Source organism: Lacinutrix sp. YIN62, from assembly GCF_057219185.1.
Genome location: NZ_JBXVVH010000012.1, coordinates 67,699 through 93,414, shown reverse-complemented (window position 1 = coordinate 93,414; position 25,716 = coordinate 67,699). Strand labels below are relative to the sequence as shown.

Below are 25,716 nucleotides of genomic sequence, written 5' to 3'. Positions count from 1 at the left end.
ATCGTTAATGTCCCCCTGGGCGTTTCCCATTCCCTAATACAACATCTATTTTTGCCGTTTTAGGAAGCATATCGCCTTTTTTAATGCTTTTATTTTTATACAGCATTTTAACTACTTCTTCTTTCCCTAAATAATCTACGTATGTTTTTTTACCAATAACAAAACCTAACGATTCTAATGTTGGTTTTACTTGTCTAAAAGTACGCCCTACTAAATTTGGCACAACAACCTTACGATATCCTGAAGGGTTTAAAGTTAAATAAATCTTACGATTTTCCTTAACTTGCTCTCCTGCTATAGGATCTTGCTCGATTACCGAAAATTTAGGATAATTAGGATTGTAATTTGCCGAATCTTGAATTTCCATCACCAATTTATTATCCTGAAGCTCTATTTTAGCCACCGCTATAGATTTCCCTTTTAAATCTGGAACCGTTTCAAAATCGCCATGATTAGTTGACGTGTTTAGCCATTTTAATATAATAAAACATAATACAGCAATGGCAACTACGGCCAAGGCTAATTGCTTAAAAAAGACTTTACTGGTAATAAACTTAATAATACTCATTCAACAAATTAAAGTTAATAATAAATGGTCTGGCAAATATATAAAAACAAAAAGGTTTTCCTTTTGGAATAAATAAATGATATTTTTACCAAACGTTTATTAGCGTTATTTATTGAGAGCCATTCAATCTAAAGTAAAATGATAAAAAATATTGCCATTATTATGGGTGGGTATTCTAGTGAATATCAAATTTCGCTAAACAGCGGAAATGTTGTTTACGAAACACTAGATCCCTCCAAATACAAAGCCTATCGCATCCATATTTTTCAAAACAAGTGGGTTTATGTAGATGCGAGTGCTAATGAATTCCCTATAGATAAAAATGATTTTTCTGTTACTATAAACAAAACCAAAATCACTTTTGCCTGCGTATTCAATGCCATTCATGGCGCACCTGGAGAAGACGGCGTTATGCAAGCGTATTTTAAGCTTATTAATATGCCACAAACCAGCTGTGGAATGTACCAGTCTGCCTTAACATTTAACAAACGGGACTGTTTAAGTACTTTAAAGCCTTATGGTATTCTAACAGCAAAAAGCTATTATTTAAATTTAGACGATCCTATTAATGAAGAGGAGATTATAAACAAAGTAGGGCTACCGTGTTTTGTTAAAGCTAATAAAGCAGGCAGTAGTTTTGGCATTTCTAAAGTACATAAAAAAGAAGCCCTTAAAAAGGCCATTGCAATAGCCTTTAAAGAAGATGACGAAATTATTATAGAATCCTTTCTAGACGGCACAGAAGTCTCAGTTGGCGTTATAACTTACAACGGTAAAACAAAAGTACTGCCAATTACAGAAATTGTAAGTGATAATGATTTTTTTGATTACGAAGCCAAATACCTTGGCAAGTCTCAAGAAATAACACCAGCAAGGCTAACTAAGAACGAAGAAGACAAAGTAAGTCTTTTAGCTGAGAAAATATATATTATTTTAAAAATGAAAGGCTACTCGCGTAGTGAATTTATTTTTAAAGATGGCGAACCACACTTATTAGAAATAAATACGGTTCCAGGGTTAACCAAAGAGAGTATATTACCACAACAAGCTACAGTTGCAGGAATTTCTATGAGTGATTTATTTAGTAGCGCCATTGAAGAAGCGCTTTCAAACAACGCATTAAATAAATTAGACATTTAGAAAATTAAAAAAGAAACACAGCAGATCTAAAAGCATTTATAAATGCATTATTTTAGGTTTGAAATAAATATTATTGTATGAGACGAGCCATATTTCCAGGGTCATTTGACCCTATTACTCTAGGTCATTACGACATTATTAAACGCGGTGTCACTTTATTCGATGAGATTATTGTTGCCATAGGTGTAAATGCTTCAAAAAAATATATGTTTTCACTAGAAGAACGTATGCAATTTATTAAAGACACCTTTAAAGACGAACCCAAAATTAAGGTCGTTAGTTACAGAGGCTTAACCGTAGATTTTTGCCAAAAAAATGACGTTGAATTTATCCTAAGAGGCTTAAGAAACCCTGCCGATTTCGAATTTGAAAAAGCCATAGCGCATACCAATAGAGATCTCGCACCCATAGAAACCGTTTTCTTATTAACTGCCGCTAAAACATCCTATATTTCATCTTCTATTGTACGCGATGTGATTAGAAATAACGGCGATTACACTAAATTGGTCCCCAAAAGTGTCAAAATAAAATAAACACAAAATAGTTAAACATATACACCATTACAAACGCTTCCTAGTTAAAAAATCCAACTAGGAAGCGTTTCTCTTTATAAAATATTATAATTTATACTCAGAAAGTGCTTTTGTAAATTTTTCTGGATTTGCAGCCAAATGATAACGAGGGTCATCGATAGCTTCAACAATAACTTCTCTAAATTTTGGGCTCGATTTATATAGTAAAGCCTTACAGTCTTCACTTAAATGCTTTAATGTTATTGTTTTCCCTTCAGCTTCATATTTGTTTACCAAATTAAAAATAGCTTCTAACGCAGAGTGGTCACTTATTCTAGACTCTACAAAATCAATTTCTACATTTTCAGGATCTCCTTTAACATCAAATTTTTCATTAAAAGCGATAATACTTCCAAAAAATAAAGGCCCCCATATTTCGTATACTTTAGTCCCATCTTCTTTTATTCGTTTACGCGCTCTAATACGTTTAGCATTCTCCCAAGAAAACACCAATGCGCTAATAATCACGCCAGAAATTACAGCAATTGCTAAATCAAAAATCACAGTTAACGAAGACACTGCAACCAAGACAATAACATCACTAAAAGGAATTTTATTTAAAATACGAAAACTACTCCATGCAAACGTCCCTATTACAACCATAAACATAACACCAACTAGTGCGGCAATTGGCACTTGCTCTATTAAGCCCGAAGCAAACAAAATAAATATCAATAAAGCTAAAGCGGCGACTATTCCAGAAAGTCTACCACGTCCACCGCCTTTTATATTTATTAAAGATTGCCCAATCATAGCACAGCCTCCCATACCTCCAAAGAGTCCTGTTATAATATTTGCGCCCCCTTGAGCCAAACATTCTCTATTCGAATCCCCTCTTGTTTCCGTAAGCTCATCTACTAAGTTTAGAGTCATTAAAGACTCTATCAAACCAATAGCCGCAAGAATTAACGCATAAGGCCCAATAAACGCTAATGTTTCCCAACTAAAAGGGACTTTATTAAATATATCCCATTGAAAACTTGGCAAGCCTCCTTTTAAGCCCTGCACTCTTCCATCACTGCCCTCTACAATAAAAGACTTAACAGTAGCAACTTCCAAATCTCCAAATATTACAATAGCCGAAACCACTAAAATAGCAATCAAGGCTTCTGGTAATTTTTTGGTTAGTTTTGGTAACCCAAACATAATCCCCATTGTTAAAGCAACCAATCCAAACATTAACCAAAACGCTCCATTTGTAAGTAAACCAATCAAAAGTTCATTAAACCAATTTATCATATTTCCCCAAAAAGGAGTATTTTCTGAAACTAATCTAGGGAACATTGCTAGCTGTGAGGTAAAAATAACAATAGCTAAACCATTTACAAAGCCCATCATTACAGGGTGTGGTATGAGTCTCACAAATTTCCCCAGTTTAAAAACACCTGCCAACATTTGAATAAACCCCATTAAAATTACGGTAGCAAATAAATAATACAATCCTAAATTCTCACCATCGACCCCCATAGCATTCCCTTTAGCCACCAATGCAACCATAACCACTGCCAAAGCACCTGTAGCCCCACTTATCATTCCTGGACGACCTCCAAAAACAGAGGTAATTAAACCAATCATAAAGGCGGCATACAATCCCACTAAAGGATCTACTCCTGCCACAAAGGCAAAAGCCACTGCTTCTGGCACAAGTGCAAGAGCCACTGTAATTCCGCTTAAAATATCGTTTTTAGCGTTTGCGGTACGCTTTCTAATAAACTCTGTCATGGGTTTGTTTTTTGAAGCTGCAAAAGTACGGTTAATTAAGAGATAGACAAATGCTTATTATTATATTTGTGCTACACGTATTAGCTAAACTCATTTAACAATGAAAAAAATCCTCCTGTTATTTCTTGTACTTACGGCTACGGCATGTCTTTCAGAAAAAGAAAACACAACTTATGATTTTACTACTATTTTTGAGGCTTCCAACGGAACAGAAACAGCAACCTATGAACAAACTATAACCTTTTATAAAAACTTAGCCAAGGTTTATCCTCAAATTTCAATAAAAAGTATAGGCGCTTCAGACTCCGGAAAACCATTACATATTGTAACCCTAAATAGTGATAAGGTTTTTAATTTTCCTGAACTAAGAAAAAACAAACGTATCATACTAATAAATAATGGGATTCACCCAGGAGAGAGCGACGGTATAGATGCAACAATGTTATTGTATAGAGATATCGCTCAAGGCAAAATAGAAATGCCAAAGCAGACCGTTTTAGTAACTATTCCAATATACAATATAGGCGGAAGCTTAAATAGAAACACGAGTTCGCGAACCAATCAAAATGGCCCCAAAGCTTACGGTTTTAGAGGTAATGCTCGTAACTACGACCTCAATAGAGACTTTATAAAATCGGACACTAAAAATGCGAGAACCTTCGCTCAAATTTTTCATTTAGTAAAACCAGATTTATTTATAGACAATCATGTAAGTAATGGTGCTAATTACCAATACACATTAACACATTTGTTCACCCAACACAATAAATTAGGAGGGGATTTAGGTTCCTATTTACACCGCCAAATGATGCCGCATTTAGAACAAAAACTAGCTGCAAAAAACTGGGATATCACACCTTATGTAAATGTTTTCAATACCGTTCCAGAAAAAGGATTCGCCCAATTTATGGACTCTCCCCGCTACTCCACAGGATATACAACACTATTCAATACCTTAGGCATGATGGTTGAAACACATATGCTAAAACCCTATAAACAAAGAGTTGAAGGTACTTATGAGTTGTTGAAGAGCATGATTGAAATCATTGAAGAAGATGGTGAAACCATTAAAAAGTTAAGTACAAAAAATAGAACGCGTTTCAAAAAAGGCAATACGTATCCTTTAAATTGGAAAGTAGACACAAGTAAAGCAAGTACCTTAAAATTTAAAGGGTTTCAAGGTCAAATGATTCCTAGTGAAATCACCAACACTAATCGCCTAAAATACGATACAGCCAAGCCGTTTACAAAAAACATATTGTATCGAAACTACTTTAAACCTACCGATTCTATCACCATACCTAGCGCTTATATAATTCCTCAAGGCTGGCATAATATTATTGAGTTACTACAATTAAATACTATTGAAATGACACCGCTCAAAAGAGACTCAACGATAACGGTAGAAAGCTATAAAATAGACACTTTTAACAGTAGAAAAACGCCATACGAAGGGCATTATCTTCACTATAATACAACGATAAAAAGAAAGACAAAAACCATGCGTTTCAATGCTGGAGATTTCATTATCCCTACCAATCAAAAAGGTCTACGCTATTTAATAGAAACCTTAGAGCCACAAGCTCCAGATTCTTTTTTTAATTGGAATTTTTTCGATACTATTTTACAGCAAAAAGAAGGGTTTTCTCCTTACGTATGGGAAGATAACGCTAAAGAGTTACTACAGTCAAACAAAGCCTTAAAAACAGCTTTCGAGGCTAAAAAAAATGCGAACGATGCTTTTGCTAAAAATTGGTATGCACAATTAGATTGGTTACACAAACAAAGTAAAAATTATGAAAAAGCACATTTACAATACCCTGTGTATAGAATTAAATAATATTTTAGCATCTACAAAAGTCTCCCTATGAAAAAGATAAGCATCTTCAGTTTTTTAGTTTTAATTTGTTTAACAAGTTGTTCTAAATCACAAAAAGAAAAATTAACATCAAACAATTACGTAACAGAGCCGCATTCCTATGCAAAACCTAATGAGGCAGTAATAACGCATTTAGACTTAAATATTGACGTTAACTTTAATACGAAGCAAATTGAGGGAACAGCAACTTTCAACATTACAAATAATGGCGCTTCCGAAATTGTTTTAGACAGTAAATTTCTAGACATACACAAAGTCCTAGCTGATGGTAAAGAAACCTCTTTTACTCTCGGGGATTTTAACGAACAATTAGGTCAAGCTTTAAAAATCCCAATTACCGAAAATACGAAAACCATTACCATAAACTATAACACAACTCATAAAACGGAAGCCCTACAATGGCTTAGTTCGCAACAAACCGCAGACAAAACAGACCCGTTTTTATTTACGCAAGGACAAGCCATTTTAACACGAACTTGGATTCCTATACAAGACAGTCCGCAAATTAGAATCACCTATAACGCTACGGTTAGGGTTCCGCCTACATTAATGGCGGTGATGAGTGCTCAAAATCCAAAAACAAAAACAGCAGATGGTATTTATCATTTTAAAATGCAGCAAGCCATTTCACCATATTTAATAGCATTAGCTGTAGGAAATATTGAATACAAAGCGATTAGTGATCGTTCTGGGATTTATGCAGAGCATACAATATTAAACAAAGCTTATAATGAGTTTTCTGATATGGAAAAAATGATTACGGCTGCTGAAAACCTTTATGGAAAATATGACTGGGAGCAATTTGATGTTATTGTATTACCGCCAAGTTTTCCTTTTGGCGGCATGGAAAACCCGCGTTTAACATTCGCTACACCAACCGTTATTGCTGGAGACAAAAGCTTAACCTCTCTAATAGCCCATGAATTAGCCCACTCGTGGTCAGGAAACCTTGTAACCAATGCCACTTGGAATGATTTCTGGCTAAACGAAGGCTTTACAGTTTATTTTGAATTACGTATAATGGAAGCTTTATATGGCAAAAAAAGAGCAAATATGCTAGCCTTAATTGGGAGACAGGATCTCGCAGAAGAATTAGAAGGTTTTAAAGATTCTCCAGAAGACACAAAACTAAAACTAGATTTAGAAAACCGCAATCCAGATGACGGGATGAATAGTATTGCTTATGATAAAGGGTATTTATTTTTAAGAACACTAGAAGAAACTGTAGGGAGAGATCAATTTGATCAATTTTTAAAGCATTATTTTAAAGCACATGCTTTTTCAACAATGACTACAGAAGACTTTATAAACGACCTTAACACGAATCTTTTAGAAAAAAACAATATCACATTCAATACCGATGAGTGGATTTACAAACCAGGCGTTCCTAAAAATCAAGCTATAATTGTTTCAGATTCATTTAAAACCGTAGAAAAAATACTCGCACTCTTTTTAAGTAAAAATAAAATTGATCCAACACTAACCAAAGACTGGACAACACAGGAATGGGTTCATTTTATTCACAACTTTCCAAAAAACATCTCTACGGAACAGTTAGCATTAATAGATAAAGCCTTTGATTTAACCCATTCTAAAAACTCATACATTGCTATGGTATGGTTTGAGCAGGCTATAATTCATAACTACAGAGGTAATGCTATAGATGCTAATATTAATACATTCTTAACCGATGTAGGTAGACGTTGGTATGTCTCAACTCTTTTTAAAGCTTACAAAAACAGCAATAAAGTTGAAGAAGCATTAAAAATATATAAAAAAGCGCGTGCAAACTACCATTCAGTAACAGCAAATACCATAGACAAAATGCTAGGTTATAAAGCTGAATAAATCAAATTTCAATATTATTAAGACTAATCGTTAGTCCCTTTTTACAACAACACGTTTATTATATGCCTGTATTTATAAGTTGCCCTTAACTTTAAATACAAGGCATTTTAATTTCAACGCTACAATATTTTATTATAATTAATCCTAAAAAAGTAATTTAATGTTTGCATAAGAATTCTTAAGCGCTACTTCGGTTTCTTCTGCGTTTAACCATTCTACCTTAGTAATCCCTTCATTCTCTTGTGGCCATAGGTTACCATTAAAACTGGTTTGCATCTCAAACCAATAGGTAATTTTTATCTTAAGCTTACCATTACGTTTAAATAAATGATAGGTTGTTTCTAGCAGTTTTGTAATACGTACTCCATTTACTCCTGTTTCTTCTTCAACCTCTCTAATAGCAGTTTCTTCAATAGACTCATTGCCTTCTATTTTTCCTTTTGGTAAGTCCCATTTATCATTACGGTAAATAAATAAAATGTCTTTATTTTCATTATAAACTTTACCTCCTCCAGCAATTACATTAGGGAGTTTTTTAAGAAATTTTTTAAGCATTGTGTCCTCATTATGATGAATTAACTTCACAGACTTAATTTTCTTATTAGATAACGTTTTAACCACGGCATCCATATCAACATCTTTGAGTAGAAAATTTTTAAAATCGGTTTCCTTTTCAACTCTAGTTGTTAGGACAATAGGCTTGTCGTTTACAAAAATATGATACATAGTATTTTATGGCAATGCTTTACAATCGTAAAGCTACCAAAATTAAATAAAATATAAAGCCTTAAAAAAAAAATATTTTTTCATTAATCAACTACTGTATAAAAATAAATTAATGTTTATTTTTGCAACTATGATTTTTGACAAACACATCGCTAGACAAACCGCAAAAGTTTTATTACAAATCAAGGCAATAAAGCTCCAACCCCAAGAGCCGTTTACATGGGCCTCTGGCTGGAAATCCCCTATTTACTGCGACAACCGTATTATCCTATCCTTCCCTCCTATTAGAAATTACATTAGAGAGGAAATGGCTAAATTCATAGAACAACACTATGGCAAACCAGACGCAATTGCAGGTGTAGCTACAGGTGCCATAGGAATAGGTATGCTAGTTGCAGAGCATTTAGGACTCCCTTTTATATATGTTAGGCCAGAAGCAAAAAAGCATGGCCGTCAAAACCAAATAGAAGGTTTTATAGAAAGCGGACAAAATGTAGTCGTTATCGAAGATTTGATAAGCACAGGAAAAAGCAGTCTAAATGCTGTAAAAGCATTAAAAGCAGCAAAAGTAAAAGTAAAAGGAATGCTCGCTATTTTTTCATATGGCTTTGACATAGCAGACCAGAATTTCGCTTCCGAAAATATAGACTTGCACACTCTTGGCAACTACGAGAATTTATTAAAAGAAGCAGTAAATAGCAATTATATTAGTGAGGAACAATTGAAATCCCTCTCGGAATGGAATGACAATCCAAGTCACTGGAACGCTAATTAATAGCACCTTTTAAAACACAATAAAAAAACACGAATGAATTTAGAATCTCCAAAAGTAACAATACAAAAATCGGCTCAAGACGCTTTTAACTTTTTAAGTGATGTAAAAAATTTCGAAAAACTAATGCCTGATAACATTAGTAAATTTGAAGTTTTAGACAACGACAAATTTTTATTTGCTTTAAAAGGCATGCCTGAGATAATCCTAAAGAAAAAGGAACTGACACCTCCAAATAAAATTGTTTTAGGAGCTGCTGGAGGAAAATTAGATTTTGCGTTAACAGGTAACATTACAGAGATCGATGCAACTTCTTGTGAGATTATTTTAACCTTTGAAGGCGAATTTAATGCTATGATGGCAATGATGATTAAGAAACCTATTGGAAAATTTATTGAGACCTTAGCTACAAATATGCAAACCGCTGTTTAATATAATAGAGAGACTTCTTTAAGGCTATATTCTTCTATAATTTCATCCTCTAATTTCACAATAAGATTCCCTAATTCGGAAACCCCCATAATATAACCAGGAAACAAAAAACCTTCACTATTTTTAAATGTTGAAGGTTTATTTTTTCTAAATAATAAAGACTCATACTCTGTTTTTAAACCCTCGAAATCTCCTCCTTCTAAAATTAAAAAATACGATTTTAAACACTCGATAAAAACAGACAATATTTCATCTAAATCAAAGAGTTTCCCATTTAATAATCGCATTGAAGCAGCCTTTGGTAAATGCTCAAAAGACACTTGATTAACATTTAAACCGATACCTATGACAGAAGATGCCATTGTACTTTGTTTTATGACATTCTCTATTAAAACACCACATATCTTTTTATTACCCGACAAAATGTCATTAGGCCATTTTATTGCTAACTTACTTATTTGAAATCGCTCTAAGGTTTTTACCAATGCCAATGTAGTTACAATACTAATATAGAACTGTTGCTCAAACTCTAAGAACGAAACATCCTTAAACACACTAAACGTAAGGTTTTTTGCTTCTTTAGACTCCCAAACAGTTCCCATTTGCCCTTTCCCTTTGGTCTGCCTTTTAGCTGTAACAACAGTAAAATCAGATAAGACTTCATTACTACTCAACCCCTTTAAAAAAGTATTTGTAGAATCGATGGCATCAAGTTTGATTATACGCATAATAATTGGTTATCTTCGTACTATATTTTAAATAAGAAGAAATCTTAATGATTTTTTTAAAGTATAAAGAACCAAAAAATAATAACTTTGCACAAATTAAATCAAGTTAATGGTTAAAAAAGAAACAAATGCAGATGCACTTATAACCACAATTATAAGTGGAATTGAAGATGTAAAAGGAAAAGATATAAATCTTCTCGATCTTAGAGAAATAGAAAATACAGTTTGCGATTATTTTATTATTTGTGAAGGGACTTCAAACACACAAGTAAATGCAATTGTAAATGCCGTCCAGAAAAAAGTGAGTAAAGAGCTCAAAGATAAACCTTGGCACATAGAAGGCGAAGACAATGCAGAATGGGTCCTAATGGACTATGTAAACGTTGTAGTACATGTCTTTCAAAAGCATACTCGTGAATATTATGACATAGAAAGCTTATGGGGAGATGCAAAAACAACATTAATCGAATCAAATTTTTAAACGTATTACATGGCAGATAATAAAAAAAACACGACTCCAAAGAAGTCTAAATTCAACTCTTATTGGATTTATGGAGCTATCTTTATAGCTTTAATCGCAATCTCTATTTTCAACAGTAGTAGTATTGGCGATGAGAGTAAGACCTCGCCTTCTCAGTTTTTTGAATATGTAAAGAACGGAGAGGTAAAAGAAGTTGAAGTGATAAACAAAAAGGTTGCTAGAGTTTATTTAACTGCTGATGCCGAAGGGTTAAAAGTACATGAAAAATCAAAATCAAAATCGATTCCTTTCTCTTCAGAAAAAACGCCTAATTATGTTTTTGAAATAGGAGATTTACAAAACTTTGAAAAAGACTTAAAAATAGCTCAAAGTAAACTCCCTAAAGACAAACAACCTATTTACATTCCAAAAACAGAAGAAAACCCTTGGGGAACCATTATGAGTTTTCTTCCATTCGTTCTTATTATAGGAGTTTGGATTTTTATAATGCGTCGTATGTCTGGCGGTGGTGCTGGCGGTGGCGGTGGCCAAATTTTTAATATTGGAAAATCTAAAGCGAAGCTTTTTGACCAAAATACAGAGGTTAAAACAACCTTTAAAGATGTTGCTGGTTTAGAAGGCGCCAAAGAAGAAGTTCAAGAAGTTGTTGACTTTTTGAAAAACCCTGAAAAATACACTTCCTTAGGAGGAAAAATTCCTAAAGGCGCGTTATTAGTAGGCCCTCCAGGAACAGGAAAAACACTATTAGCAAAAGCTGTTGCTGGTGAAGCTAAAGTTCCTTTTTTCTCTTTATCGGGTTCCGACTTTGTAGAAATGTTTGTTGGTGTTGGAGCATCACGTGTACGTGACCTATTCAAACAAGCTAAAGAAAAATCTCCTGCCATTATTTTTATTGATGAGATTGATGCTATTGGGCGTGCAAGAGGAAAAAACGCAATGTCTGGAAGCAATGATGAACGTGAAAACACATTAAATCAATTATTAACAGAAATGGATGGTTTTGGTACTAATACAAATGTTATTGTATTGGCTGCAACCAATAGAGCTGATATTTTAGACAAAGCCTTAATGCGTGCGGGGCGTTTTGACAGACAAATCTATGTAGATTTACCTAACTTAACAGAAAGACGTGCTATTTTTGAAGTACACCTTAGACCTTTAAAGAAAGCTGAAGGCTTAGATATAGACTTTTTGGCCAAACAAACGCCTGGTTTTTCTGGAGCAGATATAGCTAACTTATGTAACGAAGCCGCATTAATTGCAGCAAGAACAAATAAAAAAGCTGTTGAAAAACAAGACTTTTTAGATGCTGTAGATCGCATTGTAGGTGGATTAGAAAAAAGAAGTAACTTATTCTCTGTTGAAGAGAAAAAAACAATTGCTTACCATGAAGCGGGACATGCGGCCGTTAGTTGGTTTTTAGAACATGCCGATCCCTTAGTTAAAGTAACTATTGTTCCTAGAGGACGCTCTCTTGGCGCTGCATGGTATTTACCTCAAGAAGCTTACATCACACGAACAAATAAATTTTTGGATGAGATCTGTGTAACAATGGGAGGTCGTGCTGCAGAGCAAATCGTTTTCAATCAAATTTCGACTGGTGCTTTAAGTGATTTAGAAAGTGTTACCAAAAAAGCAAAAGCTATGGTTATGATCTATGGCTTGAATGAAAAAGTAGGAAATATTACATATTACGACCCTGCGGGAGAAAGCGGATTCGTAAAACCTTACAGTGAAAAGACAGCTGAATTAATAGATAATGAAATTAAGAATATTATTGAAACTCAGTTTAAACGGGCTTTAGATTTACTACAATCTAAACGTGATGTTCTTGATAAATTAGCAGAAAGACTTATTGAAAGAGAAGTTATTTTTAAAGACGATCTTGAAGAATTATTAGGTAAACGCCCTTTTGATTCTGCAAAACACGAAGAAGAAGAATAGACGCTATTTCATTAAATATACTTAAAAATCTTAAATTAACTCTTTAGTTCGTTTAAGATTTTTTATATTTGATATAGTCCTTAAAAACATAGTTGATAATAGTTATAATCTGAATGAGCCTTTTTAGGAATATTTTTCGCTCTAAGTCTGAAAAAGAAAAGGGGGAAATAAAATCTACTGAGCGAGGTAAATACATGCCTCAAGTCAAACTACCAATAGATGAAAGTTTTACCATAAACTTTAAAGCTAATGGCGGGAAGTTTTTGTATTGCGAAAATTTTGATGAAGTTTTTGATAACCTCTCACAAATTCTAAATGAAAATAATTGGGAAGATAAGCCTGTATTTTTTTACAATAAAAATTTAAAAAACCGTTTTAAGGATTCGAATCTTAAAATTGGTAATTTAAATGAGGCGGTCTATTTTATAACCGCCTGTGAGAACCTTATTGCTAATGATGGTTCCTTATTAATATCTTCCAATCAAATAGCTGAAAAAAGATTGTCCGAATTTCCTGATCACTTCATAGTCTTTGCTACTACGAGTCAAATCGTTACGAATATAGGGGAAGGTTTACGTGAAATTAAAAATAAGAATGCGCAAAAAATACCAACTAATATAACCACTATCAAGCACTTCAAACAAGCAGATGAAAAAGATTTTTTAAGTTATGGTAGTTCTTCAAAAAACTTATATTTGTTACTTTTAGAAGACTTATAGCAAATAAATGAAGGAAACAATCATCAGATCACTTTCAGGCTTACTTTATATTGTATTACTTATTGGATCACTAACCAATGAGCATGCTTTTTTAATACTTTTTTTTATATTTGGTATGATTTGCCTTAAAGAATTTAAAAAGCTAATTGGTTTAAAAAGTGCCATTCCTTACATTATATTTACGCTTTTATATTTTATTTTTGGGTATTGGCAAATTATAATGAATTCAACAGTTGGCTTAGATGAAGCAACTAGAATATTACAAATTATAACTATTTTTGTTCATCTCTTTTTAATAAAAGATCTTTTTTCAGAAAAGACTATTCCACTCTTTGAATCTAAACGTTTTATTTTAACAACATTTTATTTATCCAGTGCTTTTGTGTTTTTAATACTTATAGCAAATTATAAAAATACGTTTAGTCCCAAAATACTGTTAGGCACTTTTATATTAGTCTGGATTAATGATAGTTTTGCCTATTTAGTAGGCAAATCTATAGGGAAACAAAAACTATTTCCGCGTATTTCACCTAAAAAAACAGTGGAAGGTTTTCTAGGAGGTTTATTATTTGCTTGTATTGCTAGTTATTTTATTGCTAACTTTACAAAAACCCTTGATTTTAACAATTGGCTAATTTTAAGTGTTATTATTAGTGTTATCGGTACTATTGGAGATCTAATAGAATCTAAATTTAAGCGACAGGCCAATGTAAAAGATAGTGGTGCGATAATGCCTGGTCATGGAGGTTTGCTAGACCGCTTTGATAGTATTATTTTTGCAGCACCATTTATTTATTTATTCTTAAGAATTTTACAATATGTTTCATAAAGAAGGTTATAAAATAATTACAATCACATTTATACTTGTTATCGCCCTATTTTTAGTGGTAGATAAGTATATTGGTATCGCTTGGTTACAATATTTAATATTTACGACATTAGCGGTATTTTTATTTTTAATTCTTCAATTTTTTAGAAATCCTAAACGTAATACGGTTATAGACCCCAATACAGTAGTATCGCCTGTTGATGGTAAAGTTGTCGTTATTGAAGAAGTTTACGAACCTGAATTTTTTAAAGAAAATCGCTTACAAGTAAGTGTATTTATGTCTCCCATAAATGTACATGTAACGCGTTACCCTGTAGGAGGAAAAATAACATATAGTAAATATCACCCTGGAAAATACTTAGTTGCTTGGCACCCTAAAGCAAGTACAGAAAATGAGCGTACAACTGTAGTTGTAGAAAACGAAAGTTATGGGAGTGTTTTATTTAGACAAATTGCAGGAGCATTAGCAAAACGTATTGTAAACTACGCAAAAGAAGATCAAAACGCTGTACAAGGAAATGATTCTGGGTTTATAAAATTTGGCTCGAGAGTAGATTTATATTTACCATTAGACACAACTATTAAAGTAAAATTGAACGATAAAGTGCGAGGAGGAGAAAGTATTATCGCTCAAAAAAAATAATGACTTCAAAAGAATTAGAAATAGCATTTAATGACGCTGTAAAGCGCATAAACGACCACACAGAGCCGTTCCCTGCGGATTTTTTACTAAGGCTGTATGCTTATTATAAAAAAGCAACCAACAACTATAAAAGGCCAAGCAGTAGAACTCCTATAATAAATGCATTTAAAACAAATGCTTTATTCCAAATTCAGCACATTTCAGAAGATGAGGCTAAGAAAACGTATATAGAATTAGTTAATAATTATTTCCTGTATCGGAAGTAGTAACATTTAGACTTGCTTAAAGCAAAGAATTAACTTCTTAATTTATAACTAAAAATGCCTTGAAGTTTCCCCCAAGGCAAGTTTATTATTTAAATTGTAATTGCTTTTACGCCTAATCCATAACAAATTCTAAAGGTTTACCTGTAGCCCAATTGGGGAAACTAATTCCTAAAAGCGCAGACATTGTTGGGGCAACATCTGTTATTTCTGTTTTAGTTAAAGTCTCACCTTTAGCAATACCATTCCCATAAAATAACAATGGCACATGCGTATCATAATTTAATCCCGATCCATGAGTAGACCCCGTCTTACTATAACTAATAACCGCTGGGGACTTTACAGTAATAATATCTCCAGAACGTTTTTGGTTGTATCCATTTTGTAAGAGCATTTCTATCCCTGTAATAAAAACGCTCTTTTGCATTGTTTCTGCCGAATACACTTTCTCTATATCTTTGTACCCTATTAATTCATTAACAATGGCATCTTCAACGTCATTTAAATCCAAACCTAAAGCAGTAAGGCCATCTTTATTTAAGAAAACCTGATTATTACTTACATTCTCAATGAGTTCTGAAGATTTAAATCGTTGCAACATAAAAGCATTTAATTTTGTTTTAAAATCTTTAGAATTAAAATAACCTGCCGGCACTTTAAGGCTTTGCAAATATGCAGGCACCTCAACAGCTCCATGATCAGATGTTAAGAACACAGTGTACTGTCCTTTTCCTATTTTAGAATCTAATGTATTCAATAACCGCTCAATATCCTTATCTAAACGTAAATAAGTATCTTGAACTTCCTTTGAATTCACACCAAAGTTATGCCCTATATAATCTGTACTTGAATAACTTACCGTTAGCACATCTGTTATTGCATCCTTCCCTAATTGCTCTCCTGTTATTGCAGCAATAGCAAAATCAGTTACAATACTATTGCCATAGGCCGTAGATTTTAAAATATCAAAACCGCCATTGTCTCCTTTTAATGCTTCTAAGTCATAAGGGAATGTTGCTGTTTTCTTACCTTTAAACCCTCCTTCAAAAGTATTCAAGTCGCTTCCACTTTCTGTATAGCTATCTATATCATAAAGTGTATTCCAAACTTTCAAATAACTTTCTGCTGCATCTGAAGCATTGAAATCTTGAACCCATTTTGGCAAATCTTGCATATAGAATGTACTACTTATAAAATGGCCTTCATCCTTCCCATGAAACCAGTAAGCACCATTGGCTATATGACCTGCAGGTAAGATTGCACCTCTATCTTTAATGGACACCCCAATTGTTTTGCCCTGCATTTGTGTAAACATCCTGTTCTCATCAGCAAAACTAGTTGTTTTCATTCTATGTGGTGACATCTTGCCAGCACTAGACGTTGTCCCAACAGGAGTCACGGCTTCATCTCCGGCACAATATACAGATGATTTAATCGTTTTATCATACCAATTATTACCAATGATTCCATGGTATTTAGGAGTCGTTCCTGTATAAATAGAAGCATGTCCTGGACCTGTATACGTTGGAATATAATTATAATGATTGTTTTTACAATTAAATCCGTCATTCATCAGTCGTTTAAAGCCGCCTTCAGAATACTTACTATAAAAACGGGTTAAATAATCATAACGCATTTGATCTACAACAATGCCTACAACTAATTTTGGCTTCTCAGTTATTACGGTTTTTTTTTCATTTGTAGTAGATGATACAACATTACTTTGTGCTTGACAATTGTAGAGCAGTAGTATTAAAACTCCTCTTAAAAGAAAATTCATATTAAATTTATTTTATTTATATATATCAAAAATACATTTTTTAGTTGATCTTAATTTAAAATTAATATTAAATACGTCTCATATTTTTATACTTTAGCAATAATAAATTATCTTATGCAGTACCTACATAATATTGGTGTCTATTTTTTAATGGTTATTGAAATGTTTCGCAAACCGACCAAATGGTCTGTAATGAAACAACTCATATTAAAGGACATTGACGATCTCATTATAGGCTCCTTAGGGATTGTTGCCTTTATCTCATTTTTCGTTGGTGGTGTTGTGACAATACAAACAGCACTAAATATAGACAGCCCACTTATACCAAAATATCTTGTTGGTTTTGCCACAAGACAATCTATTATATTAGAGTTTGCGCCTACTTTTATGTCTATAATTATGGCTGGTAAAGTAGGATCTTTCATTACCTCTAGTATTGGGACCATGCGTGTTACCGAGCAAATTGATGCCTTGGAAGTTATGGGTATTAATTCTTTAAATTATTTGATTTTCCCAAAATTTATTGCTTTAACATTATATCCTTTTGTTATATCTATTGCTATGTTTTTAGGTATTATGGGAGGTTTGGCTGCTTCTGTTTTAGGTGGTTATGCCTCTTTAGATGATTATATTCTAGGAATACAGACAGATTTCACACCCTTTCATATTATTTATGCTTTTATCAAAACGTTTTTATTTGCCTTTATATTAGCTACAATCCCTTCCTTTTATGGGTATTATATGAAAGGGGGCGCCTTAGAAGTTGGAAAAGCCAGTACAACGTCCTTTGTGTGGACAAGTGTTATTATTATTCTTTTAAATTACATATTAACCCAAATGTTATTAAGCTAATGATTGAAGTTAAAGATTTACAAAAATCGTTTGGAGATATTCATATTTTAAAAGGTATTAATACGTCCTTTGAAAAAGGAAAAACCAATTTAATTATAGGTCAAAGTGGTTCTGGAAAAACCGTTTTTTTAAAATGCTTATTAGGCCTTTTTAATTATGAAAAAGGATATATAGCCTACGACGGAAAGGTGTTCGCACAACTTACCGAAGACAAAAAGCGAGATTTAAGAGCAGATATAGGCATGGTCTTTCAAGGAAGTGCCCTTTTTGACTCTATGACCATTGCTGAAAATGTTATGTTTCCTTTACAAATGTTTACGAAACAAAGTAAAAGCGAGATGATGGACAGAGCTGATTTTGTATTAAAACGCGTTAACTTACCTGACGCGCATAATAAAATGCCTAGTGAAGCTTCGGGAGGTATGCAAAAACGTGTCGCCATTGCAAGAGCAATAGTAAATAACCCGAAGTACTTATTTTGTGATGAACCCAATTCGGGATTAGACCCTAAAACGGCAATAGTAATTGATAATTTAATTCAAGAAATTACAACAGAATATAACATTACTACTGTAATTAATACACATGACATGAATTCTGTTATGGAAATTGGTGAAAATATTGTCTTTTTAAAAGAAGGACTAAAAGCATGGGAAGGCTCTAAAGAAACCATTTTTAAAACCGACAACAAAGTTGTAACCGACTTTGTTTACTCTTCCAATTTATTCAAGAAAGTCCGTAAAATGTATTTACAAGAAAACACTTAATTAATGGATATATCTATTTCCTATCCTTATTTTATACCATAGTAATATTAAAGCTTAACGCCTTGTTTTACTATGATAAAAATCGTTTCTCCTATCCCCTTATCGGAAGAAAGAAGCCCCTTAATAACAGGTTATTTATGACTTAAATTAAGGTTATTTGTTTTCAATTCTTGTTTTAACCAGTTACTCAAGCCTTTTTCTTTAACAAGTTTAAGACTATCGGTCATATTAGGATTCCATTTAACATTTACGACTAAAATAGTATCTACTTTTATAAAATCTGTAGATTCTAACACCCTGGCATAACTAAAATAATCTAAATCTTCATATCGTATTTTTGCCGCCGTTGCTAACGAAGAGAAATTGACATTGCCCTTCTCTTTTTGAATTTTTCCTATGATGCCTTTTAAGCCTTCTATTTCTTTTTGTAGTCCAGAAATAATATTCTCATTTTTATCTAAGTCCTCATAAGCTCTATCTAAAGAATTTGAGAGTTTTTCTTGATTACGCCCATTATCATAAATTTCTAACTTATAATCTTTTATGTTTTTATAACTCTTTAGTTCGTTTGCAAGGTCAGTTCTTGTTACAGCATTAATTTCGCCATTAAATCTTAAAATTATTTTTTTATCTAATATTTCAAGTTTATCCTTTTGCAACCATAGATTATTATTAACCTCAATTTCATTCTTTACAAAGCTTTTATAATCCCCATCTATAGCCGTTTTTTTTAACAACGCAATAAACGTAAGTATGGCAGGTATCATTGCTATAACACCTAAAAAAGCAGCAATTTGAGCGATTCGTTTTCGGCGTTGTGAATTAGCATACCTTAGCATTGGGAAACGCAATACTTTAAGTACAACAAAGGTTGATAGCGCTATAAAAACGGTATTAATAGTAAACAAATACATCGCGCCCAAAAAGAACCGCATATTCCATACTGCGAGGCCATATCCTGCGGTACACAAAGGAGGCATTAATGCCGTAGCAATAGCAACACCAAAAATAACGGACGCAATAGTCCCTTTCTTTGTTCTCGCTACAATAAGCGCTAACCCACCAAAAATAGCTATTAATACATCTAAAATATTAGGTGAAGTTCGGGCTTCTAACTCTGGAGTCAATGCTGTTAAAGGTGAGATTCTAAAGTACAAATAAGCGGTTAATACACTTAAAACAACCATTACAAGTAAATTGATAAATGAACTTTTTAAAGTATCAATATCATTAATAGCCAAGGACATCCCCACACCTAAAATAGGGCCCATAAGCGGCGAAATTAACATGGCACCTATTACCACAGCTGCCGAACTAAGATTTAAACCAATAGAGGCTACAAAAATAGCAAATATTAAAATCCATGCGGTGGCTCCTTTTAACGGGATATCATTTTTAATGGCTGCTATGGTTGCATCTTGATCTGTATCATGTCGGAAATCGAAAATCTCTTTTACAAATTTCTTTCCACTTTTATAAAGTCCTTTTACATCTTTTTTTACAGCTTCTTTAGATTGATTAACAGCTTCATCTTTAGCAGTCTCCTCATCAGAGAAATTAAACTTATTTTCTTCCATAATTGTAATAATTAGTCTCGTTAATTCGGTTTAAAATAACATTGAAAACACTTAAATTTATATTTATGGTTTATCCTAAATGATTTCCTAATTTACCTTTTACGTTTTGGAGCACTTGTTTTATATCTTGTTCTTTTTGTTTTGGATAAATCAGTAACACGTCCTCTTTATCCACAATAATGTAATCTTGTAAGCCATCTATCACCACTACTTTATCATTCGCTGTACGAATCATATTCCCTGAGGCATTTTCTGCTAATACACGCGCATTTACTATCGCGTTATTATTTTCGTCCGTATCCAATTTATTATACAAGCTTCCCCAGGTTCCTAAATCGTTCCAGTCAAAAGTGGCAGGTATAACATATACGGTATTAGACTTTTCCATTATAGCATAGTCTACCGAGATATTTTCGGCGTTCTCGTAATTATTCTTTATAAATTCATCTTCTAGATCTGTATTGTAAGTAGACATCCCTTTTTCGAACAGCTCAAATAACTGAGGCTGGTTGGTTTTGAAGGCTTCAATTACCGTTTTTGCACTCCAAATAAAAATACCTGCATTCCATAAAAAATTCCCTTTAGCGATAAAGTCTTTTGCCGTTTCGTAATCTGGTTTTTCTCTAAATTGATTTACAGGTTTTATACTTGCTTTTGAAGTTGTATCATATTCTATATAGCCATAGCCTGTATTTGGAAAGGTAGGCACAATACCCAAGGTGATCAATGCATTAGTAGAAGTACAGGAATCAAAAGCGTCCTTTACGTTTTTTATAAAAGCCTTTTCGTCTTCTATCCAATGATCGCTAGGAGCGACAATCATAACGGCCTCTGGATTTTCTTTTTGAATTTTCAATGACGCGTATAGAATACACGGTGCTGTATTACGCATTGCGGGCTCCAAAACCACTTGTTTTGATGTCACCTCTGGCAACTGTTCTAATACCAAATCTTCATAACGTTCGTTCGTTAGAATAATAATATTTTCTTTTGGAATAATAAGTGATAGTCTATTAAACGTTTTTTGAATGAGGGTTTCCCCAGTTCCTAACATATCATGAAACTGTTTCGGACATTCTTGTGTACTTACTGGCCAAAACCGAGAACCAACTCCTCCAGCCATTAATATTGCGTAATAATTTTTATTCATATGTCTTATTCCTGTTTTTTTAATTAATGAATCAAACAGGAATTTTTTATTTATTTTTTATTCTATATTGAATCTTAAAAAGTTGAATCGCTTTATGAGCACTCTTCTTTTAAGGCTATTAATTGCACTTCTACATTTGGATTAAAAAGGTACACTTTTCCACAATTAATTCCAACACATTCAAAGCGTTTTGTACGTTTTTTCCCTTTTTTAAACATTCTTCCATTGTATAATTTAAAAATACTTCCTACAGGTATTTCAAAAACATAGTTTTTATCATTGGCTACATCAAACTGCTTTAAAGCTAATGAAAGCTTAGTATCGGTATCACTAGATGCTTTAGGATTTTTAAAATGGTTTGCCAATAATGGTAGCAAATGCAATGGAAATATATTAGGGTTTAAAAACGGTAGCATTAAATATTGAAAGGTTCTTTTCCATTCTATACCATGAGGCTTAATAAAGCGTCCGTATGTTTTATAAGCTTCAAAATGTGCAATTTCATGAATAAGTGTTATTAAAAAGCGATACTCGTTTAAATTGCCATTAACTGTAATTTGGTGCTTTCCATTCGGTAATTTTCTATAATCTCCATAACGTGTTTTACGTTCTTTCTTTATTAAAACCGTTAAGTTTTCATCTTTTAAGAGTTCTAACACCTGAGGCATAGCCTCTATTTTTATGTGATTTTGTAGCGTGTTTTGCATTACGACAAAAATAGGGTTTTTATTTAAAAATATGTAATGATAAAAAGTACAGACTTCGTTTTATCTCCTTTAGCACCACTAAAACACAAGCTCTTATATAACAAGTTATTAACCATAATTATAAGAATCTTTTTAAACATTTTATAATATTTATTTTTTCACTCCTGTAAAAATCATAAAACTTATTCCCTTATTCATTACTTCTGAAAAAAGGGTGCTTGCTCCAACTTCCCCATAATCGATTGTTTATTATTATTTATTTTTAATACCATAAAATAAATTAGCAACGGAATGCCACCTTGTGGTATTCTATAGAGCGCTTGGTATAAGTATTGATGTAGAGACAACCAACTAAATTCATAATAAAAACCATTAGCAAGACGTACAAATGCCGTAATTAATCCCCATATAGCACAATACATCAAAGCTGGTTTTGCTAGTTTAGGAAAGAATAAAAATATGGCAGCTATAAAATCGATGAGTCCAGCCACAAATAAAAACTGCTTCGCTAAAGGTTCTGTTATAGGTAATAGGTTAAGACTCATTTCAACAAAGTTTCCTGGCACAGGAACCAAAAAGCCTAAAGCATAAAACCCATGTCCTATAAAAGTTAAAGCAGTCATTACTTTTAATCCGCATAATAACCGAGCCGTTCGTCCTCCATTTATATAATACAATAAGGCAAACGGAGTCCCAAATTGAATCGCATGTTCTATAAATATAGGCGCATAATGCTTAGATTTAAGTACCAATAAAAATAAAGTTACCAGGCTTATTCCTCCAACAAATAGCACTAGTTTTTGCCAGCGTTTTGCATTAAAATCTACTGTTAAACTTAATATAGCGCATATACTATACAACAGCCCGTGTCCTCTTACAATATTTTGTATTGCTAAATCGACTTTCAAATGGGTTACATAAGCTTCCCATTCCATTCCTAAAATAAAGTTTACAACGGGCTCTAATAATGCTTGATCCCAAAATAAAGACCGATATGGGGCATCCCAAAATAAATGCTGATAAGCACGTCCTGCAAAAATTAAGAAACTACAGCATTTTAAAATACGCAAAATATGTTTTGCCTCCATAAACTTATTTTTTTCACAAAACTATGAAATCAAAAAGAACTCGTTGCTAATAATATTAACATAAAGTTTATAAATTATTAAGGCTATATCTCTAAAATACTAAAAATAATACCATTGTATTAAAAGATGATTTTACCGAATCTAAAAAACCGTTTAACACGTACATTTGAGTACAATTTTAACTTTGAACCCAAATGAAACAAACTTCTATTTTACTATTTTTTCTTATCACATTGTTTTCTAATGCAGATACCGATAAATACCGTTTAACCTATACACAAAACACCAATACACCGGCAACTTCCATAACTATTGCTTGGAATCAAATTTCGGGAACTTCTCCAACGGTATATTACGGAACTACAGATTTTGGTACTAACTACACCGACTATCCGTACTCTAAAACAGAAGATCGGCAAATAAACTATAAAGGTATGGATAATCGCTTTGCGCGATTAACAGGACTAACGCCCGATACCAATTATTATTTTGTTATAAAAGATAGTAATGGTACAAGTAACCGCTTTTGGTTTAGAACAGCACCTGATACTAAAGAAACTCTCTCTTTTATATCTGGCGGAGACTCAAGAAACAACCGTACAGTTAGGCAAAATGCAAATAGATTAGTTGCCAAACTAAAGCCTCATGCTATATTTTTTGGAGGTGATTTAACAAATAGTAATTCGACCTCTCAATTAATTAATTGGTTTGATGATTGGCAGTTAACCATTGCTAATGATGGCCGTATGTTTCCTATTATCCCTACTAGAGGGAATCACGAATTTGATCCCAATACCATTTATAATTTATTTGACACCGCACCAACCTCTTATTACGAAATTACTTTTGGAGACGATTTATATAGTATTTATACTTTAAACTCTGAGATATCGGCTGGCGGGGCTCAATTTAATTGGTTACAAAATAGCATTACGAATAATCATTCGATTTGGAAATCTGCTCAATATCACAAGCCTATGCGCCCGCATACAGCCTTTAAAAGCGAAGGAAATGATGAGTATAACAACTGGGCACAATTGTTCTATGAGAATCAATTTCAATTGGTTTACGAATCCGATTCGCATATGGTAAAATCTACTTGGCCAGTAAAACCCTGTGCTAGCGGTGTAAATTGTGATCAAGGTTTTGAACAGACTTCCGGAGGAACCATCTATGTTGGAGAAGGTTGTTGGGGAGCCCCTTTACGTGATCCTGACGACGACAAAACCTGGACAAGAGACTTTGGAATGTTTAATCAATTTAAATGGGTTTGTGTTAGTGAAACTGAAATTACTTTAAAAACAATTAAAATTAACAATGTAAATAACGTAGGAGAAAATTCAAATACAAGTGTTTGTGAGCTTCCTCCTAACATAGAGCTATGGAATCCCTCAAATGGCGATACTATTACAATCATACCAGCTCCAAGAGTTAGCATTACTTACCCTACTAATAATACTTATTTTTTTAATGGCGACAACATAACAGTGTCGGCTACTACAGAATCGTCCCTTGGTGATATTACTCAAGTTGAATTTTTCAAAAATGGAGCAAGTATAGGTATAGATACTCTACCTCCTTTTGAAGTTACTCACAATTTTGGAGATGGTATTTTTACACTAATAGCAGAAATAACAAATACTAACGGGCAATCTTCTAGAGCTCAAATTATATTCTCTGCTGGTAGTTATACTGTATCGGAATCTTTTTTAGTGAACGTAGATGTAGAGCAACAAACAGATAACAGTCTTTACACTGTAAGTTCGGACCTAGAAATATGTGATGACTCAGGTTCTAACAGGATTAATCAAACCATTGGACTTCATTTCTCTGGTATAACTATCCCTAGGAATGCAATTATAAACAACGCCTATGTTCAATTTATGGCAGATGGTAACTTTAATAACCTAGCAAACTTTAATGTCGCTGTTGAAAATAATTTAAATTCAGCAGAAATAAATGACACAGCAACACTTTCTGGACGGTCTTACTTTTCAAATATTCCTTGGTCTCCATCTGGATGGCTAGATGACGACATAGGTATAAACCAACGTACGCCAGCGCTTACAAATAATTTACAAGCTTTAGTAAACAACCCTAATTGGATGCAAGGCAATGCTTTTTTAATTAAAATTGAGGAGCAAACAGGAAACACGGGAGTACGTCGAGCAGAATCTTCTGAAGGAAATTACAGCCCTAGATTAATCGTTAATTTTACTGTAGATGCCACGACCTTATCTACAGATACACATACACCCAAAGCCATTGTTTCTGTGTACCCTAACCCAGTAGAGAACAAATTATTTATTAACTTACCTGAATATGCTAGCAATTGGTCTGCTATAATTTACGACATTAATGGTAAGCGAATTAACATTTATGATTTAAATGATGCTCCGCTAAATGTTTCTGCATTAAAAAACGGTTTCTATTTTATAGAAGTAAAAGATGACACACAGCAAACGATAACTGTAAAACGCATAATTGTAAAATAATTTAGTAGCGTTTACACCTTACTTTTTTAACAAA

The 25,716-nt window shown here is 33.1% G+C and carries 24 protein-coding genes; 15 read left to right on the top strand and 9 right to left on the bottom strand.

The window, feature by feature from the left end:
- Positions 1–4 precede the first annotated feature (4 nt).
- Positions 5–568, bottom strand: a complete 564-nt coding sequence (locus tag AC2D8I_RS09755; protein ID WP_484705815.1) for a PASTA domain-containing protein — start codon at positions 566–568, stop codon at positions 5–7.
- A gap of 138 nt (positions 569–706) precedes the next feature.
- Between AC2D8I_RS09755 and AC2D8I_RS09750 the strand changes: the two genes are divergently transcribed.
- The gene (locus AC2D8I_RS09750) at positions 707–1,708 is read left to right on the top strand and encodes a D-alanine--D-alanine ligase (protein WP_484705814.1); all 1,002 of its coding nucleotides are present in this window, start codon (positions 707–709) and stop codon (positions 1,706–1,708) included.
- Positions 1,709–1,785: 77 nt separating this feature from the next.
- Positions 1,786–2,241, top strand: coding sequence for a pantetheine-phosphate adenylyltransferase (gene coaD, locus AC2D8I_RS09745; RefSeq protein ID WP_484705813.1), 456 nt, complete (start codon positions 1,786–1,788; stop codon positions 2,239–2,241).
- Between the two features lie 84 nt (positions 2,242–2,325).
- On the opposite strand, the gene AC2D8I_RS09740 is transcribed toward coaD, so the two are convergent.
- Positions 2,326–4,002, bottom strand: coding sequence for a SulP family inorganic anion transporter (locus AC2D8I_RS09740; RefSeq protein WP_484705812.1), 1,677 nt, complete (start codon positions 4,000–4,002; stop codon positions 2,326–2,328).
- Positions 4,003–4,102: 100 nt separating this feature from the next.
- Between AC2D8I_RS09740 and AC2D8I_RS09735 the strand changes: the two genes are divergently transcribed.
- Both AC2D8I_RS09735 and AC2D8I_RS09730 read left to right on the top strand, forming a co-directional pair.
- Positions 4,103–5,842, top strand: a complete 1,740-nt coding sequence (locus tag AC2D8I_RS09735) for a M14 family metallopeptidase (protein ID WP_484705811.1) — start codon at positions 4,103–4,105, stop codon at positions 5,840–5,842.
- 27 nt (positions 5,843–5,869) lie between these two features.
- Positions 5,870–7,729 (top strand): M1 family metallopeptidase, encoded by a 1,860-nt coding sequence (locus AC2D8I_RS09730; protein WP_484705810.1) that lies wholly within the window; start codon positions 5,870–5,872, stop codon positions 7,727–7,729.
- Positions 7,730–7,873: 144 nt separating this feature from the next.
- Here the strand turns inward: AC2D8I_RS09730 and AC2D8I_RS09725 are convergent, their stop codons facing one another.
- Positions 7,874–8,455 carry an NUDIX hydrolase gene (locus tag AC2D8I_RS09725; protein WP_484705809.1) on the bottom strand — a complete coding sequence of 194 codons (582 nt, stop codon included), beginning with the start codon at positions 8,453–8,455 and terminating at the stop codon, positions 7,874–7,876.
- A 130-nt stretch (positions 8,456–8,585) separates the two neighbouring features.
- On the opposite strand from AC2D8I_RS09725, the gene pyrE reads away from it, so the two are divergent.
- A complete protein-coding gene (gene pyrE / locus AC2D8I_RS09720) occupies positions 8,586–9,230 on the top strand; it encodes an orotate phosphoribosyltransferase (protein ID WP_484705840.1) in 645 nt (214 codons plus the stop codon).
- A gap of 33 nt (positions 9,231–9,263) precedes the next feature.
- The gene (locus AC2D8I_RS09715) at positions 9,264–9,659 is read left to right on the top strand and encodes an SRPBCC family protein (protein WP_484705808.1); all 396 of its coding nucleotides are present in this window, start codon (positions 9,264–9,266) and stop codon (positions 9,657–9,659) included.
- On the opposite strand, the gene AC2D8I_RS09710 is transcribed toward AC2D8I_RS09715, so the two are convergent.
- Positions 9,656–10,387, bottom strand: coding sequence for a biotin--[acetyl-CoA-carboxylase] ligase (locus tag AC2D8I_RS09710; RefSeq protein WP_484705807.1), 732 nt, complete (start codon positions 10,385–10,387; stop codon positions 9,656–9,658). The genes AC2D8I_RS09715 and AC2D8I_RS09710 overlap by 4 nt on opposite strands.
- 109 nt (positions 10,388–10,496) lie before the next feature.
- Between AC2D8I_RS09710 and rsfS the strand changes: the two genes are divergently transcribed.
- The 6 genes from rsfS (at position 10,497) to AC2D8I_RS09680 (ending at position 15,269) form a co-directional block, all read left to right on the top strand.
- A complete protein-coding gene (gene rsfS / locus AC2D8I_RS09705) occupies positions 10,497–10,868 on the top strand; it encodes a ribosome silencing factor (protein ID WP_484705806.1) in 372 nt (123 codons plus the stop codon).
- A 9-nt stretch (positions 10,869–10,877) separates the two neighbouring features.
- Complete coding sequence (gene ftsH / locus AC2D8I_RS09700) at positions 10,878–12,812, top strand: ATP-dependent zinc metalloprotease FtsH (protein ID WP_484705805.1); 1,935 nt, start codon at positions 10,878–10,880, stop codon at positions 12,810–12,812.
- Positions 12,813–12,925: 113 nt separating this feature from the next.
- Positions 12,926–13,531: an LUD domain-containing protein gene (locus tag AC2D8I_RS09695; RefSeq protein ID WP_484705804.1), complete on the top strand. Its 606-nt coding sequence runs from the start codon at positions 12,926–12,928 to the stop codon at positions 13,529–13,531.
- Positions 13,532–13,538: 7 nt separating this feature from the next.
- Entirely contained in the window at positions 13,539–14,360 is an 822-nt protein-coding gene (locus tag AC2D8I_RS09690; RefSeq protein ID WP_484705803.1) for a phosphatidate cytidylyltransferase, read from the top strand.
- Positions 14,350–15,003, top strand: a complete 654-nt coding sequence (locus tag AC2D8I_RS09685) for a phosphatidylserine decarboxylase family protein (RefSeq protein WP_484705802.1) — start codon at positions 14,350–14,352, stop codon at positions 15,001–15,003. Before AC2D8I_RS09690 ends, AC2D8I_RS09685 begins: the two co-directional genes overlap by 11 nt.
- Positions 15,003–15,269: an acyl-CoA-binding protein gene (locus AC2D8I_RS09680; protein WP_484705801.1), complete on the top strand. Its 267-nt coding sequence runs from the start codon at positions 15,003–15,005 to the stop codon at positions 15,267–15,269. Before AC2D8I_RS09685 ends, AC2D8I_RS09680 begins: the two co-directional genes overlap by 1 nt.
- A gap of 112 nt (positions 15,270–15,381) precedes the next feature.
- Here AC2D8I_RS09680 and pafA read toward each other — a convergent pair whose 3' ends face one another.
- Positions 15,382–17,046 (bottom strand): alkaline phosphatase PafA, encoded by a 1,665-nt coding sequence (pafA, locus tag AC2D8I_RS09675; protein WP_484705800.1) that lies wholly within the window; start codon positions 17,044–17,046, stop codon positions 15,382–15,384.
- A 114-nt stretch (positions 17,047–17,160) separates the two neighbouring features.
- Between pafA and AC2D8I_RS09670 the strand changes: the two genes are divergently transcribed.
- Both AC2D8I_RS09670 and AC2D8I_RS09665 read left to right on the top strand, forming a co-directional pair.
- Complete coding sequence (locus tag AC2D8I_RS09670; RefSeq protein WP_484705799.1) at positions 17,161–17,898, top strand: MlaE family ABC transporter permease; 738 nt, start codon at positions 17,161–17,163, stop codon at positions 17,896–17,898.
- Positions 17,898–18,665, top strand: coding sequence for an ABC transporter ATP-binding protein (locus AC2D8I_RS09665; protein ID WP_484705798.1), 768 nt, complete (start codon positions 17,898–17,900; stop codon positions 18,663–18,665). Before AC2D8I_RS09670 ends, AC2D8I_RS09665 begins: the two co-directional genes overlap by 1 nt.
- Before the next feature lie 131 nt (positions 18,666–18,796).
- On the opposite strand, the gene AC2D8I_RS09660 is transcribed toward AC2D8I_RS09665, so the two are convergent.
- The 4 genes from AC2D8I_RS09660 to AC2D8I_RS09645 all read right to left on the bottom strand — a co-directional run bounded on the left by AC2D8I_RS09660 (position 18,797) and on the right by AC2D8I_RS09645 (position 23,187).
- A complete protein-coding gene (locus AC2D8I_RS09660) occupies positions 18,797–20,242 on the bottom strand; it encodes a DUF389 domain-containing protein (protein WP_484705797.1) in 1,446 nt (481 codons plus the stop codon).
- A gap of 70 nt (positions 20,243–20,312) precedes the next feature.
- A complete protein-coding gene (locus AC2D8I_RS09655; RefSeq protein WP_484705796.1) occupies positions 20,313–21,392 on the bottom strand; it encodes a mannose-1-phosphate guanylyltransferase in 1,080 nt (359 codons plus the stop codon).
- Between the two features lie 92 nt (positions 21,393–21,484).
- Entirely contained in the window at positions 21,485–22,099 is a 615-nt protein-coding gene (locus AC2D8I_RS09650) for a SprT-like domain-containing protein (RefSeq protein ID WP_484705795.1), read from the bottom strand.
- A 197-nt stretch (positions 22,100–22,296) separates the two neighbouring features.
- Complete coding sequence (locus tag AC2D8I_RS09645) at positions 22,297–23,187, bottom strand: hypothetical protein (RefSeq protein WP_484705794.1); 891 nt, start codon at positions 23,185–23,187, stop codon at positions 22,297–22,299.
- Positions 23,188–23,381: 194 nt separating this feature from the next.
- On the opposite strand from AC2D8I_RS09645, the gene AC2D8I_RS09640 reads away from it, so the two are divergent.
- Positions 23,382–25,682, top strand: coding sequence for an Ig-like domain-containing protein (locus AC2D8I_RS09640; RefSeq protein WP_484705793.1), 2,301 nt, complete (start codon positions 23,382–23,384; stop codon positions 25,680–25,682).
- Positions 25,683–25,716 lie beyond the last annotated feature (34 nt).